This is a genomic window from Stenotrophomonas sp. YJH_SMC_64 (assembly GCF_059371375.1).
Map to the genome: position 1 here is coordinate 31,673 of NZ_JCAFUN010000015.1, position 15,681 is coordinate 47,353.

The window sequence follows — 15,681 nt, forward strand, 5'->3', positions numbered from 1 at the left end:
TGGCCTACGGGACCCAGGGGCGGGAGTTGAAGGCGTGCCGACGTCCTAAGCCGTATAGGCGCATTGGCAATGTCTGTTATTGGCCGATGGCGGACCCTGGTCGATGGTAGCGACGCAACCCCCTTACCACGAAGCGTGAGGCCAACCTGAGGGGCCGCGTATGGCCCACGTCCATGCGAAGATTTGGGCGGGCCTCCTTGAGCGGGAGCCCGCCCGTGATCGACCTTGATCAGGTCAGTTCGTAGCGCTCTTCGATTGCGGCGAAGAACTGAGTAGCCTCTTCTTGGGCGCGCCTGTTCTCTTCGGTCGCGAGTGGCGTCAATTCGATTCCGTCGAAGCCACCGACATACGCTGGTCCGCCGACATCGTCGTCATACGGAGTCCCGTCATCGTTGATTGCTTCATGCCGGTCCTGGCTCAGGTCCCGACCCAGCATGCGCGACAGGTGCATCCAGACCCATGCACGGAACGGTGTCTCGCCTCGTTCTTCGATGAGTTCGCGCATGGCGGATACATCCCCCTTTTGTGCGAGCACTGTCAGCCATTGGTAGGCCAGCTCGGGTCGATCATGCGCATCGGCCAAGTCAGCCATAGCGTAAGGATCAATCTTGTCCGACGGCTCGAGCTCGAGCGCTCCTGGATCACCGTAGCGCTCCGCGGTAAGCAGCATTGCGCGCCTATCCCCGCCCCGTGCCGCTGCAAGGAGGTGATGCCGATGTTTGGCCGCCACCCGAATGAACCTGTCTACGCCCACCGCGATCTCCGCTAAGTCCACGGGCTCGACCGACCACTGACCACGCCGGCGCAGTTCGCGACCGAAACGGCGGTCGTCCTCGTCTGACAGACCCCCATGCGGCTCGAGCATGCGCGCGATCGCTAGGTGCGCAGCCGCTATGCCGCGTGCCGCGGCCGCCTCCAACCCTTCGAGCAGCAATGGAAGGTCGCCGAGCATGGCATCAAAGCTTTGCTGAATGCGGCTGATTAGAGCAATCGACGGCGACTGGGCAACGACAGGCGACTCCGCTTCGTCTGCCTCCACCCACTCGTCTTCATTGCTAGCGAGCGCGGCGATCAGCTCCTCAAAGCGTACCGGCGCGTAGCCGGATGCGCGGAGGAAGTTGGTCAAGCTCTGGGTTGCGCGCAGGGCCTCCTCAGGCGACAGCCCAAAGTGAAGACACCGCTGAGTGACACGGTACTCATCCGGCGCGAGGCCAGTATCACGCCAAGCCAAGTCGCACCACGCGGCTTGGTGATGGAACGCGGCATGAGTAGCGAATCCGGCGGCGGCCGCCAGTAGCTCATGGACTTGGCTGCGGGTAAGCGGCGCGGAGCCTTGCGCCCGAAGGTACGCATGGACATGAAAGGCATATTGCTTGATGGTCATGACTCATCCTCGACGGCCAAGTCAATCCGGGTCAGGCGCACACGTTTAAGTCCCCGGCAGCTGGCCAGAAGAAGAGTCGATCATGGGATAAGACCTGTTTTGCTCGTGTGCAAGCAGGGCGGGCGCCGCAGCCAGTGTATGCCTTTCGCCACCGGGATTCCAAGCGCACTATAACTGCGTGCGCTGGTGCCCTGCTTCATCGCTCCAGCTGTGGCTGACCGCCGAGTGGGGCCGGCCAGAGAGACCTGATTCCTGTCCGAAGTGGGAGTGGACATCCGCGGATGTGGCGTTGGTCGGGGTCGGCCTCGGCTGCTGTTCTGATTCGCTTCCAAAGCGCATCAGACTATGGCCAAAGATGCACAAGGTCAGACTGTCCGTTGCCCAGATGTCGGCATATGGGGGATGTTCATTGTCTTCTTGCAGGGTGGGAAGTTGGTGCATGACATAAAAGGACCATTACGGCCGGACTTCTGCACCATTACTCCATTCCGACACCTTGGGCAGACGATGGCGGTTGACGGCTCGCCATCGGCGTCTAGTACTTCAACCCAGCCGCCCTTCATCAGTTCAATGAGGAAGGGAGACTCGCGGCCTTGCACGGTGAACATCGCCACCGAGCGTCTGGCACGAGTCAACGCTACATAGAACAGCCGACGTTCTTCTGACTTGGGGTAGGGGTCTTCAGCTGGCATCGCCAGGCGTAGCACCGGATCGTCCTCCTTGCGACTAGGAAAACCATGCTTGGCCAAGTGGGGAAGAACGATGTAGTCAGCCTCCGAGCCTTTCGATTTGTGGATGGTATGGAACTCCACTGCCATCTTGTCGCCGAAGTCGCTCTTCCAGCTGGGAGGTACGTAATGCTCATCGGCGTTGTAGCGGCCCAGGACGTAGACCGACACCTTTCCGTTCTTTCCCAGTGGATGCGAGCCATCGCGAAGCTGCTCGTAGATGGATTGCAGGTGCAACCGGACAGCGCCTCGGATGCGAGTTCTGTCTAGCACCTGGAAGGCTTGTAGCACCGGGCCAATCTGTAGTGTTTCAGACCGAACCTTCTTAGGGATTTGCTTTTCGTTTTTCATGACGAATGCACTGGATGCATCGCACAAGGCTTGTGGGCAACGGAATGTGCGTTCCAGCTTGAGCACTTGGGCGTCTCCACACCAGTCCCGAAAGCCAGTCATCACCGAGATATCAGCACCCGCAAAGCGGTTGATACTTTGCCAGTCATCGCCCACCACAAACAAGAATCGACCAGGCTGCTTTACTAGAGCTTGCGACATCCTCGCCCGCGCCCATGAAGCGTCCTGGAATTCATCGACCATGATCAGCTCATAGGGCGAGTTCCAGTTACCCGCTTCCAAATGCTCGCCGGCCATGTTGAGCATGTCTTCGAAGTCGATCGCATCGGCATCGGTCAGGGCTTCATCCCATGCATTCCTAATGGGGCCGTACAGGGCCAAGAAGAGCTTGTGACGGTAGGTGAAAGCATCAAAGTCTTCAGCTTTGATGCGCTTACGCAGTTCGGCCACGGATAGGCAGTTGCTCTTGGCATGGGTGATGAAACTACGGAAAAGCCTCACCAAGTCTCCGTGTTTCAACGGCTCTCGGCCTGCAACCGGGCGGTTGGGATCGGGGTCAAGCGTCACACCACGCTTCTTGAACTCAGCCTCCAGGTGGTCAAAGGCCGATCCGTCCCACATCTGGGCCGAGGTCGTTTCGATGCAGTCGGTCTGGAAGTGCGCGTGTTGCTCCCTTGCCCAGATGACCTTCTCCATGTAGCGGGGAAATTTATCCGGTGGCTTCCCCTCGCCATCGAGCGCCTGATGCTCGTGGTAAAGCGCCATAGTAGGGTAGTAGAAGTCGGGATGATATTGGCTGTGGTCAGCAGTAGCTGTGGGGTGCTCGTAGGGACGTTCGTAAATGTAGGGAATGCCGTTGTAGAACAGCCAATCCGCTAACGTTCGTTCCTGCTCGCTTTTGACGACATCACCTTTCAGGGTGCTAAAGCCCGTCTTTCCCGAAATCTTGTCGTAGTCCTCATGATCCGTTTCCACGCCAAATTTTGGGATGTCTCGACTGAAAACGACGCGGAACAGGTCCCATTGGGTTCTGAAGGTCTTGCTCCGATCCTTCAAGCCATCAATGAGATCCTCGAGCTTCTCTGCGTCCCTTTCTTGTTCCACCCAGCTGGCGATGCGTGGCTTCCTGCCGGTGGCTTTGCCGATGACGTCCAGGCCAAACTTATGAAAGGTCATCGCGGCAACCTTCACGTCTTCCCTGCCGATGCGCTTCAATCCCAACTCAATACGTTTCTGTAGCTCCTTGGAAGCGGAGTCATTGAAGGCCAACATGCATATGCGCTCTGGCGCTATGAGCCCGCGGTCCACCGCATAAGCGGCCTTAGCCACCATCGTGGAGGTCTTGCCTGAGCCCGCAGAGGCGATGACTTGCACCCGGTTGTCAAAGCAGATGACAGCTCTTGCCTGCTCCTCAGTCAGTGGCATCTTCTCGATGCTGTCGAACAGGTTCTTGCAAGCCACCAACTCGGCTTTCACGTGTTCCTCGTTGCGCCTAGCCACAGCTCCCTTGAGATTGGCGCTCCACAACTTGGTGGCTGTTTGAGCTACTTTGAGTTTGTCACCTAGGAACGCTTGTATATCAGCCTCGGCGAGCATCTGGATGAGCTCAGACGTGGTTACCAAAGGAACTGGCTTGCTGTCCATATAGCGGCGCAGGGATTCGGAAGTAATCCACCTGCGCTCCTGGCGGTGGCGGGCAACATCCCGCAGGATTTCGTAATGCCAACTCAAAATTGGCTCTATGGCCGCGATGAATCGTTCGCGCCGAGACTTGAGTCTGGTTTCGAGTTCTAGCCGAGCGGCGGCTACACGCTTCTCTTCTACGACCGCTGCGATGGCCTGCCGGATGGCCCGGCCGTGTGCGTTGGGAATTCCATCCACTCTGATGCTGTCTTGGCCCTTCACCCTTAGGGTGAGGTCGGTCCAGAAGATGCCCTCATTGATTTCGATGGGGGATGATCTTGTGATTCTGGCTTCATAGCTCCTGGAGTTTGCATTTAACTTCAGCAAGTCATCTGATAGCGTCAGCCACCAGTTTCCTGAGCCTGTGAACGACTTCCCCCAGCTAGAAGGACTCCAAAACCCCATTCGACTCCCCAATCATTGTGCTCCCTATGATAGCGGCCAAAGGCGCTGTTGGTTCACAAGGTCAGGCTAGGGTAGCCGGGTTATGATGGATCATTGAAGTTGATCTGGGGAGTTCAAAGTGATCGCATTGCTGGGGTTGGGGGTCTTAGGTTTCCAGCTGGTAATTGTTGCCAGCTTGATGTGTGCCGCCTTGCTTGGAAGAGGGTGGCTTAAGGCCGCAGCTTTCATATGGGTAGCCTTTACGTTGTTTGGTAGCATTTTCACCATGTGGCTGCTTCTATTGCAGCTGGTGACCATTGTGGTTGGCTACCTGTTAGGTAGTTGGATTCTCAAGAAGCGAACTGCCTCTAACAAAGGGATTCACCTAGGCTGAAATTAGTGAAATTCAATCTGGATAATGAGTCGCTCAGGTTGAATCGCCCAAGATGTTCTAGACAAACGAACCGCGGCGTCTGGCTGCGGGGCGTCATCCGACCCGTTGCTGAAGTTCAATTTTTGCCCGCAGTCGTCAACTTTGAAATGATGGCGGTATTTCGAAATATTATATCGAACGGCGGCGTTGCTTAGTAAGGTAGTCGCTGGCCCAGCCTTGGGGTCTCAAGGTCGAAACCTGATTGCAAATGGTTACATCTGTGGCAAAAGTAGTGGCTCTACCAAACATCGCTCAACATAAAGCTAGGGGGAAGCATGCGCCTGCTCCGATTTGAAATCTGTAATTTCAAGTGCATAGAGCACGTGGTCTTGGAATGGGAGGACCTGCTTGTCCTCATCGGGGAAAACAACGCAGGCAAGTCTTCCGTGCTGTCCGCCATTGCCGTGTTTCTTAGCGGCAGTTCCATCAGGGACTCATCGCTCTTTCGCCGACACCAGACCGATGATGGCAATGCCATAGAGCTGATCGGCTACTTCGACTGCCTCACAGATGACGAGAAAGCCCAGGTTGCTGTTCGTGGTCGCATGGATGGTGACCAGTGGGTGCTTAAAAAGCGCTACTGGTTCGAGCCAGGCGAGGACGGTGATGCGGGCGGTTGGAAGGAACAGTTGTTCTCCTTCTCCGGCGTTGAGCGGTTCGTGGGCTGGCCTGACCCTGATACGACTTGGGCTGCGTTCCCGGCGGAATATCAGCCGATTATTGATGCGCTGTCCAATAAGGGCGCGCGCCCCAACGCCGGCTCAAGGGAGTCGCTCAAGGCTGCCGTGCGTGATCAGCGCCCCGATCTGGTTGTGGTTGGTGCGGCAGCCTGGTTACCCAACCCCGGCGGTGGCGGCAACTGGAAGAGCAACGCAAACTCCATCCTGCCTCGTCCCATTCTGGTTAGGGCAGTCCAGGAAGTAAGCGACGAGACAAATGCGAAGGATGGCTCGACATATGGCAAGTTGGTCAATCTCATCGTTGAGCGCAGTCTGGCGCAGCGTCCCGAGATGGCTGCGCTCCAAACCGCTCTGGATGATGTTTTGGCGCTCTTCCGTCCAGATCCCACCAATCCGCTGCGGCAGGCTCAAGAAGTTCGAGACCTGCAGGACCGCATTAATCAGAGCCTCAATGAAGTCATCGGAGGTCAAGCGCTGATCAGTACAGAGGCACCGGAGCTGCGAACGATGGTTCTACCGTCGACCTCGCTCGTTATCCGCGATGCCCAGGCAGGCATCGACACAGAAGTTGGCCATCAAGGCCATGGTCTGCAACGCACGCTGGTCATCACGCTACTCCAGCTTCTCGCTGACGCGCAATCTCAAAGTTATCAAGCTGCCGGTACCGGTCTTCAGCGCAGCACCATACTGCTAATCGAGGAGCCTGAGCTCTATCTACATCCCCAGATGGAGCGCTTGATGCGGGACGTGCTGCACCGGCTTGCTGCGCAGCCGAACACGCAGGTGGCTTGCTGTACCCACTCGCCGGTCTTCCTGGACATCGCGAACAGGTACCGTGCTATCGTGCGTATGTTCAAGACAGCGCAAGGCGATGCCGCCTGCTATCAGGTCAGTCAGGACTTGTTTCCCGGGGTGGTCCATCAAGCAGACAAGCAGCGCCTGCAAACGGTGGCAAGATTTCACCCCACAGTCAACGAACTCTTCTTCGCTAAGAATGTGGTGCTGCTAGAGGAAGGCAGCGCAATTGCGGCCTTCGAGCGAGGCGCTGACTTGATGGGCCTTTTCCAAAGGCACGTCCGCTTGCGTCGGGAAGTCACGTTGGTCGACTGCAACGGCAAGAGGAATATTCCTGCCTTCCAGCGCATGCTAAACGCATTCGGCATTCCCTACCGAGTGGTGCACGATGGAGACACTAACAACCCGCAGGCCTTTGCGGACAACGCCCCGATTGCTGCGGCACTCCCCGCGGGTGGTGCCCATCTAATCCACAAGGTGCTGCCCGACGATCTGGAGGGATTGCTGGGGTATACGGCCGCCAAGGGAAGCAGCAAGCCCTACATCGCGGTTTGCACCGTGGAAAACCTGCACGCGCAGGCGCAATTGCCGACGGCTTTCCAGCAAGCAGTGTGCATGACTTACTTTGGCCAGCTTACTGAACCGCAGCCTGGGCCCTGAAGGCCCTTGGCGAGTCGCTCAAGGCCAAGAGGAGAGGCTGCGCATGTCCAGAAGCAACTGCTCGGTCCAGCATGCAAGCTGGATCGTGATGTCATTCGCCGACGTCTCTGAAGATCGAGCAACCAGCCTGCTGTTTCCGGCCGCGCAGTCCGCCTGGCGGCTGAGGCCCATCATGGCTGTTTGAAGCTAGTTCACAGCGGAGCATATCTTGACGGAAGTTGGCGGCTGACTGTAGAGGTCAAGCCGGAGCAAGATCTGCTTCTAGAATTGAAGCGGTCCGGAAAGCGTCATCTGTCAACTGCCGAGACCTCCAGCGCTAGCGGCTCGTTTCTCGCAACTCGGCGTAGTTCAGCATTGCGTACGTCTGCTCCGGTCGACTAGAGACTCAAGGCAGACGGAACGTCGTTTGTTTCCCGCCAGCTCCGCCTTGGCGTCTGGATCAAAACGACATAGTAGTCCGGGATAGACCCAATCCGGCTGCATGAGAAAAGTCAGGCTCGGTACAAACAGCCAGCCAGTTGGGCATTACCACCAAATGAACTGGACAGCGACACCAAGTGAACTGGACACCGCCACCGGCTTGTTGGGCACCTGCGGGTACCGATGAGATTGATCACCTGGACCAGCAGAAGATGATCACGCGACCTAGCCTGGTGACCAGCATCGTTGCTCGGTCTGAACCATCGTTCCCATAGGTCACCGAGAACTTTGATCAGATCAACGACCCCTGACAGCGCCGCCAAACGAACTCGACACCGCCGCCAGCCAATTGGACACCTGACATGGCACCGATGCCCCCTTCCGGCCACAAGCGGGCGAGGCTCGGCGTGGCTAGATCTGAAGGATGCGACCCCGAGGCGCGCGGCTGTTCGCGACAACCGAATCCCTACCAAACATGATCGCTTGCGTCGTCGTCGGCGCCTCAAGGGTCAGCTCGTGCGGGACGGGTTCAAGGTCAACCATCACATCAACCACATCGTCCGGATTGGACGTGCGGTAGATCGCAAGGTCGCGGAAATTCAGTGCCCACGCGTTTTGAGGCATCCAAACTGCGAAGGCCGTTGGGTAGAACTTCATCAGCCAGTACATGCCTTTTCCGCCATTGCTGATGTCCAAAGACCCTGCGTCTCGGATCAATGCCTGTCGGCGGTAGGGATACACCCAGTAGTAGAAGTTGATTCCTGCCGGGACGGGCAGCATCGCGTCTAGGAAGAAGTCGCGCCATTCCTCGGTGCGCGGCCCCTTCAAATAACGATCTACCCCGACTGCTGCCAAGTGGCCCCAGATGGCACGCATCAAGAGCGCGGGCTTCGTGGGCACTGTCATTGTGGTCGGCAACATCAAGTCAGAAGCAAGCAAGCTGCTTACGCGACTGGTGAAGTCGATCAGCACCGGATCGTACCTACCGCCAAGCAGTGTGTTGTTGCACCGCGCGCACAGAGTTCGGTACTTCACGCCATCTTGGGCTTTCGTCTTGATTGATTTCCCAGCGTCGAGGCGGTGCGTGACGTGCTGAAGCTCCATCGCTGTTGGACGGACGCAGCCCTTGGGTGGGGTGTGATCCTCAGTGAGAGGGCCGTCAACGCCGCAGATATTGCAGGGACCGGACTTCGCTCCGCGAGTGACCATGTGCAGCGGCATGGCTAGGACTCCTGCTATGGAAGGCCGCGCAGGAACGCCGCGAACAAACGGTTGTCCGCACTACTAGTGGCGAACCGCGTGAGTTGCTGAATGTTCTGCCGCGTCAGCAAGCGCCTTCCGGCAGCAACCACATTGCGAAGGCGCTCAAGGTTCGAATCAAGCTCGCCGCCTACCTTCGACAGCTCCCGTAGCTGTTTGTCCGGTAGACTCTCAATGTCAGCTTCCGAAAGGGCCGTTAGAAACGGCTCAATGCTCCCAATGATCTCCCGCAACCCATTGCCAGGGGCAAGCGCGGGGAATCCATCAAGCTGACCCACGCGATCTTCTACAGCGAACGGGACGTTCCGGCGCAGGTGCTCAAGACCCTTGACGTCCACCGCAGCGGATCGTTCTTCGCGCTCTTGCTTGGTCGCCGCGCGCTCAATAATGAGGGTGCCGTCGCCGCGCCGGACTGCTTGGCGAACCGCGTTGATGATCGGGGTCGGAAGAGCTGTTGATTTGCCGGTGAGTTGATTAACGCGGGTGTTGATCCAAGCCGCGCCATGCTGCTCGGTCTTGATGGTGGCGACTTCCGTTACGATGATGGGAAGTCGATTCCGCAGCTCGCCTAAAAACTCGCGGCTCTGCTGCGCCCTCACAGCGGCAAGGAAGACGCGGCTCATCTGAGTGAACTCTACGTCGAAGTGCTTCTTGCCGCAGATGCGCCCGATATTTGTCACTCTGCCGTCTGCCGCCGCAACAAGGAATCCGTTGCCGTGGGGCTGATGACAGGTCGAGAGTCCGCATGGGATCAGAGCATCGAACGTATAGCTGCCAATGATCTCTTTGAGCTTGACCGTCTTGGGGTCAATGTCCGCAGTGAATCCGGGGACAGATTCGATGTCATCCCAAGATGCAATGCGGACAAACCCCCGCTCGCTGTTGAGTGTGATCATGCGCTTACCAAGCTCCCGAAATCCGGGGGACGCTCAAGGTCAGCTTGTGCACTTCACCAAGGTCATTCAACAGACTCAGGTCATCCAACTTCTTTGGGTACTTCTTGAACCAACGATCAGCTACGTTCAGAAGATCCACGTTTGTAGGCCGATCTTCGTAGATGCGGTTGTATTCAGGCAGCGTGAGCTGGAGCTTCGGCGAAGCCGCCTTGTCCTTGGCCATGTCGTCTTGTCCCCCCGGTCGTGCGGCCCCCTGCGGCATTAGCCGAGTATTGGGGCGTGCCGGGGTGGACTCAAGTCACCCCTCCCGGACGAACTTGAGCTCGGTCGCCCAGTCCTGCCGCAGGCATCCGTATCCACCGCCGGGCTGCGCAGCAAGTCCTGGGACGAATTCACCACGCCGGAGGCCCCGCATATGGACCTGGTCATGACCGTATGCGACTCGGCGGCAGCAGAGACCTGTCCGGTGGTGTTCAGGGATTTCCTACGCACCCATTGGGGTTTGCCTGACCCCGCAGCAGCCGGCGGCAGCGACGGCGACAAGCGTGCGGCGTTCAAGCAGGCCCATCGTGTCATCCACGCCCGACTCCTTCCTGGCACTTCCCTCACCCTCTCGTTTGGCCTTCGATGTCGGGCGCCCATCTCACGGCCGCAAAGCTCTCGAGCGTGGTTCAGGCAGCCCTGCCGCAAAGGCTCTGTACGAGTATCCGTAGTGCAATAATTTTCAAAGTTCGGGCGATCTTGGTCCCTCTCTTTGTAACCGCCGTCGGCTTCGCTTTCGATGACCTTTGGCGCAAGATCAAAAATTCTTCCTGGCAACTCGCTGGCCGATGGTTAGAGACATACGAGATGAGCACTCCAAACAGCCGTACTCATGAAGCAATAAGAAAAGCTATCCATCGTCTACCAGCGACCGGAGCGTCTGGCTTCGAGGGATTCATTGGACACGTGCTGAGCGCGATCACCGGCATTGGATTCCGCCTCGCTTCAAGTGGCCAACAAGATGGAACTGACGGCGACTCGGCGCATCCTACCGATCACTTGAGCTACGAATGCAAACGATATGATGAGAATATCGGTCGTGAAAGCGTGCTGTCCAAGCTCGCTGAGCTATCGACGCGTCAGGATGTAGACATTTGGGTTCTGGCGGGTACCGCGCCTGTCCATAGCCAGCTTGCGCGCAAGATCAGTGACATTGGGCGGGCACAGTCTTTAGAGACATTGGTGCTGGACTGGACCGAGACTGCCGGCCTGCCGCCGCTCGCGGTGGCTTGTGCCATGGCCCCATTCGCGGTGCTCGAATTCATGAAGGAACGCGGGCTCTCGACACAGGATCTGCTGTGCGTCCGCAACGAACTCGCACATATAGCCCAAGATCCTCGCTACGTTGGGCATTCGGATGCCATCCGGAGTGGCTTGGATATCGCCCGCCTCGGCGTTGAGGGTATGCGCCAACGTAACATCGCATGGATGCGGTCGAGGCTGTCAGATCGAGGTGCCGCCAGGGCCGCATTTGGTCAACCGTTAGCGCCTGGCGCTGCAGCAAAAAGTCATACCTTGAGCCGCCCACGCATCACCGGCCATGTAAAGAACTACCTGCGTGGTGAAGGCAATCAGTCTCCTTTGTTTATACTTGGCAATGAGGGGGTCGGCAAATCATGGGCCGTTGCTCAAGCTTGGGCATCGGAACCCGACCCGCCCGCGCTTTTCATCCTCCCCGCCGAACTATTTGTTCAGACTACATCCGACGAGGCCATTGAGGTCGTCTCCAGGACGATTGCCAAGCAATGCGGTGCGGAGAAGGGTGAATCGGAAAGTGACCGCTGGGAGCGAAAGTTAAAGCGATGGCTGAATACCGCCCATCAGGGGGTCCGCTTTATCGTCTATCTCGACGGTATCAACCAACAGCAAACAGTCGATTGGGCGAGATTGATCGACAGCATCGATGCGCAGATTCGCGCTGCGGGCGGGCGCGTGATCGTCTCTTCTCGGCGCGCATACTTCGACAGCCACCTCTCAGGCAGGCTTATGTCGGCGCGCCCAAACATCGTTCCAGTCTCTCCATGGGATGACGACGAACGCGACGCCATCCTGCTTCAGCGCGCACTCGATCCGGCGAGTGTAGCGAGTAAGGTACTTGACGCCCTTCGTAACCCCCGGCTTCTCGGAATAGCCCTAGATCTGCTTGACAACGAAGCAATCGTGGGTCTTGAACAACTCGACATTGGCAGGCTCCTTTTCGCACACCTCCTCGCCGCAAACCAGTCCGGGCAACAGCCTTTACCGGCATACAAGCTCGTTCGGCGGCTGAGCAATCACGCTAAGCAGCTCATCGCGAAGGTTAACAGCGGGCAGTTCGAAGATCTGTTGATCTTCGAAGATCTCGAATCGGTCGTGGAAGAGCACTACTTCCATCCGCTTGGCCACGACCCTGCACGCTACACCCTAAGCCAGGACGGCATCCGATTGGCGTTGGCGCTGGCGGTTCTCGATCATCTGCACCAGGCGATGCGCAATGCTCGGCCGTTGGTACCGAGCACACTGGCCTTAATCGATCCTGTTGCCGCCTTGGACGATGCCAGTGGTGTGATCTTGGCAGCACTGTCAATCAGTTGTGTCGATGACAGGGAAGACGACCAGATTCGTACAGCCTTGCTCGTGGCTTTCGCAGAGATGCAGAACCCGAGCCACGAGGACCTCGCGCCTTTTATCGCTCTTGCCATCAAAAGACCCGCGGCTTTCATGGATGCCGCTTACGAACTGTGCCTCAGCCGGAGAAATCCACCGAACCTCAGTTGGATAAAGCTGGCCATTTTGGATGCCGCACTACACGCATCGGCTTGGGCAACCATCTCAGATCGTCTTCTGCGATGGCTGCGCACGCACGCGCTCGACCCGACCCGCGTACTGTCTTACCGACATCGTGATGATCCAGCACTACTGGCAACGGTGCTACAGGAGGCAAAGAACAAGCTCGATGGGGCTATCAAAAGCCTAGGTACTGTCGAGCGAGCTCTTCTGGATGGCCTTAGCCGGGTATCTGAAGATCCTTTGACGCTGCACCATTTCGCATTCGCCCTTCTGGCCGGCAAGCCGCTCAAGACCTTTGTCGACGCGTTCGCTGCGTTCACGCTCGGAAGCTATCTCGATCCAACTCCATTTTCAGCCAGTGATCGCCTGGCCTGGGTTTGCCGCCTCAATACGGTCGATTGGTGCGCGATGCGTAATAACATCCTGATGTGGACCGATCGCCTGACCAGCCCGGACTCATCGATCCCGGCTCGGTGGTCTGCCTCCACGCTGCTGGATATGACTGGGCACCCAGAGGACGCCGACCGTGCCCTCGAGCTGCGGAGGACGATGGCACAAGGCATCCCACATGGGCATTTGTCGAGACGTACATGGCGAGCCGTGGACGCGAGCGATATCAATAGCTCAGAACCGGAAGATTTGGACGATTGCGAGCAGCAATTTCGAAGTATTTCCGTCAATAAGCTCAGCCTGACTTTCGGCATCAGTTCAGACGACCACGTTTTCCGGGAATCCATGGCGCCGCTAGCCAGATATCGGCCCGACGTTGCTGTCTCTAAGATTCGTGAGCTAGCGATCGATGCCCCAACACGCAACGGCATGCCGTTACGGCAAGGCCTGCTCGTCAGCCACCAACACGCTGCTGCGCTGACTCCAGAGATCGCAATCAGCTACCTGCAGCTGCGAGAGGAAGATTTGCCTGCACGCTGCGACCAGCTGTCGCAGGAACATCCTGCACTACTGAGTAGCATATGCTTGGATCTCGCACTTCCCCACGTTACGTCGGCGCAGCAGCTCAAGGCAATCTCGTTTGAAGGGGCCGATCAAAACGTCTTGCACTCACTGGTTGCAAAGTTTAAGGCGTCATCACTCGATCCTGGTGACATCGAGCTCGCCCTCGCTACTGCCGTGGAATCCGACAAGAAAGTTGCGATCAGCTACATCCTGTGCTTCCTGAGCACAATTCCGATGCTTAAGGGGTTGGAACAGCTCATTCTGGATTTGGTAAACGCGCCCTGCGAAAAGATCCGCATCCACGCGCTCGCACTTATACAAAGCCAGGGTACGCTCACACAACTGCAACGGTTCACCGCAAGTGACTGGAACGCGGCCGGGAGGTGTGATGCCGAAGCATACTACGGATCACTGATTCTGCTTAGAGCGATTTCAGAAGCGGATGTCAGTCTGCGGAATGTTGCACGAAGAATCTCTTCTGATTTGTTCGGTCTGCTAGCAACGATCTCGGACCCAGGCGCTAGACTATGCGCGGAGCTTCTAGAGTCCAACATCCAGAGCGCTTCCGGCAGCATGATTCCGCCCCCTGCCGTTGATATAAGCGTCGATGATCCAATCGATGGCATTGCAGCAAGCATCACGGTCACCGCCAAGCCATCCACCCAATCGTTTGTCAACGCATTTCGAGACATTGAGGATCTGAAGGCCAACGAGATCAGGTCAAAGGAGAGGAGCGAAGTATTCAATGAGTTCCTCGATGTTCTCGAAGTGCAGAACGTTTCGTTCGTGCTTCGTCCGCTCACGTTAGAGCAGACCTCGTGCATCCTGCGGGCCTGCCCTGACCGCATCGATCATTGGCTCAAGTTGCTGTTGCCTAAAGAGCGAGCTCCCAACTGGCTTTGTAAAGGCATTGCTCTCACGTTCGCAGCTCATCTCTCTGCCGAGGACCCCGAAACTGCATTAGAGCTTATCGATCGCTACACTGGGATTAATGACATCGTGACGCGATCTTTCGGATTTGCACGTCTAGATATGCTGCAGCAAGCTATCTGGTCGTCCACGACATCGGATAAGTTCAATCTCAGGCGGCGACAACGCCTAGCCCTCGCCTCCAATGATGCGGCGCTGGCGCAGGAAGTGATGGCGGCCGAGCGTTGGGGGCATACTCGGTTTCTCGATGAGCTGGTCCACGAATGGGTCTCGGCACCGGAGGCGGCATACCGTGCGCGTGCGATCGCAATCCAGGGTTGGCGTGGCTTGTCAACTGCATGGCCAGTGGAGTTGGAGTTAGCCTCCGGCACGAGCGGTTTTCTGGCCCAAGTCCACACTGCGTCCAAGCAGGCGTATGTCAAGAATCAGAACGCCCGCTATTGGTACGAAAAAATGTGCCAAGCAACCACAAGTATCGATTTTTGGCGTTTCATGACCTTGATGTCGAACACCGTCGATCATCGGGCTGACCTTTGGCGAGACATTCCGGCCGAATCCAGTAAGTGGATGTCGATGTATGAGAGCGATATTCTCAATGCGACCAGCAATGCCGTCAGTCGGCAGAGATCCAAACTCGAACGAACTCTATACTGGATCAGCAAGCCGCCGCAGATCTATCTCATTGGACCGCACAATACTGCTCCGGTAAAGAGACTTGAGGAGATTGAGGTGGCGCAACTGTGAAGGCCGAATATTCATCGAACTACGTAATCGAAGCGAGGCTTCCTCTGGAGCCGGAGGCCTGCATGCTGCTATGCCTGCGTTGAGATAAATCTGACATCCAATCGCCGCGACCTTTGATTGTAAGTATCTTGATCGATCAGGATCTGCAAAGGACTTGCCGGCCCAGCCTCGCATTTTTTATCAGATCCGGTCGCTTGCTCGCGGAGCGTCGATTTTAGAGCAACGGCGCTAACTGCGCGAATTTCGCTATCAATGAGGATTCATAGGGATTGCATGCTACCGCGGAGGTTAGTGAAATATTTACTTCTGAGCCCCCATCTTGTCTGAAGCCCAATTCGGTGACATAAGTCCAGTGCATATACTTCGGCGCGCAGTGCGATTGTGCTGGTCTTTGGCGATCCCGGGCTTCAGTTTTTTAGATCCACTAAGACAACTTTGATTACGCCCGCCCGTCATGGGGCCAATGCTGGTGCATGGGCCTCAGAATACAGTCACTGGCGAAGGGCTATGACCTTGGGAAATGAGCCATATCCAGGGCGATAGACTATGTAGTAGGCAAGTGTTGCGG

General features: G+C 57.1%; 9 protein-coding genes and 1 pseudogene. 5 read left to right on the forward strand and 5 right to left on the reverse strand.

Features of this window, described 5'->3' with window-relative positions:
* Positions 1-229: 229 nt before the first annotated feature.
* Positions 230-1,384, reverse strand: a complete 1,155-nt coding sequence (locus tag AC5P9L_RS16540; RefSeq protein ID WP_161771006.1) for a hypothetical protein — start codon at positions 1,382-1,384, stop codon at positions 230-232.
* A 365-nt stretch (positions 1,385-1,749) separates the two neighbouring features.
* A complete protein-coding gene (locus tag AC5P9L_RS16545) occupies positions 1,750-4,551 on the reverse strand; it encodes a UvrD-helicase domain-containing protein (RefSeq protein ID WP_161771007.1) in 2,802 nt (933 codons plus the stop codon).
* A gap of 118 nt (positions 4,552-4,669) precedes the next feature.
* On the opposite strand from AC5P9L_RS16545, the gene AC5P9L_RS16550 reads away from it, so the two are divergent.
* The 3 genes from AC5P9L_RS16550 (at position 4,670) to AC5P9L_RS16560 (ending at position 7,282) form a co-directional block, all read left to right on the forward strand.
* Entirely contained in the window at positions 4,670-4,924 is a 255-nt protein-coding gene (locus AC5P9L_RS16550) for a hypothetical protein (RefSeq protein WP_161771008.1), read from the forward strand.
* A 314-nt stretch (positions 4,925-5,238) separates the two neighbouring features.
* The gene (locus tag AC5P9L_RS16555; protein WP_161771009.1) at positions 5,239-7,098 is read left to right on the forward strand and encodes an ATP-dependent nuclease; all 1,860 of its coding nucleotides are present in this window, start codon (positions 5,239-5,241) and stop codon (positions 7,096-7,098) included.
* A gap of 43 nt (positions 7,099-7,141) precedes the next feature.
* Positions 7,142-7,282 carry a hypothetical protein gene (locus AC5P9L_RS16560; RefSeq protein ID WP_161771010.1) on the forward strand — a complete coding sequence of 47 codons (141 nt, stop codon included), beginning with the start codon at positions 7,142-7,144 and terminating at the stop codon, positions 7,280-7,282.
* 647 nt (positions 7,283-7,929) lie between these two features.
* Here AC5P9L_RS16560 and AC5P9L_RS16565 read toward each other — a convergent pair.
* From AC5P9L_RS16565 to AC5P9L_RS16575, 3 genes are read right to left on the reverse strand one after another with little or no spacing between them, the layout of a single operon-like run.
* Positions 7,930-8,739 (reverse strand): hypothetical protein, encoded by an 810-nt coding sequence (locus AC5P9L_RS16565; RefSeq protein ID WP_161771011.1) that lies wholly within the window; start codon positions 8,737-8,739, stop codon positions 7,930-7,932.
* 14 nt (positions 8,740-8,753) lie between these two features.
* Positions 8,754-9,674: a DUF885 domain-containing protein gene (locus AC5P9L_RS16570; protein ID WP_161771012.1), complete on the reverse strand. Its 921-nt coding sequence runs from the start codon at positions 9,672-9,674 to the stop codon at positions 8,754-8,756.
* 4 nt (positions 9,675-9,678) lie between these two features.
* Positions 9,679-9,897 (reverse strand): DUF2026 family protein, encoded by a 219-nt coding sequence (locus tag AC5P9L_RS16575; protein WP_161771013.1) that lies wholly within the window; start codon positions 9,895-9,897, stop codon positions 9,679-9,681.
* Between the two features lie 141 nt (positions 9,898-10,038).
* On the opposite strand from AC5P9L_RS16575, the pseudogene AC5P9L_RS16580 reads away from it, so the two are divergent.
* Both AC5P9L_RS16580 and AC5P9L_RS16585 read left to right on the forward strand, forming a co-directional pair.
* A pseudogene (locus AC5P9L_RS16580) lies at positions 10,039-10,263 on the forward strand (low molecular weight phosphatase family protein); the annotation flags it as partial.
* Positions 10,264-10,622: 359 nt separating this feature from the next.
* A complete protein-coding gene (locus AC5P9L_RS16585) occupies positions 10,623-15,113 on the forward strand; it encodes an NACHT domain-containing protein (RefSeq protein ID WP_161771014.1) in 4,491 nt (1,496 codons plus the stop codon).
* The last annotated feature ends 568 nt before the right edge of the window (positions 15,114-15,681 follow it).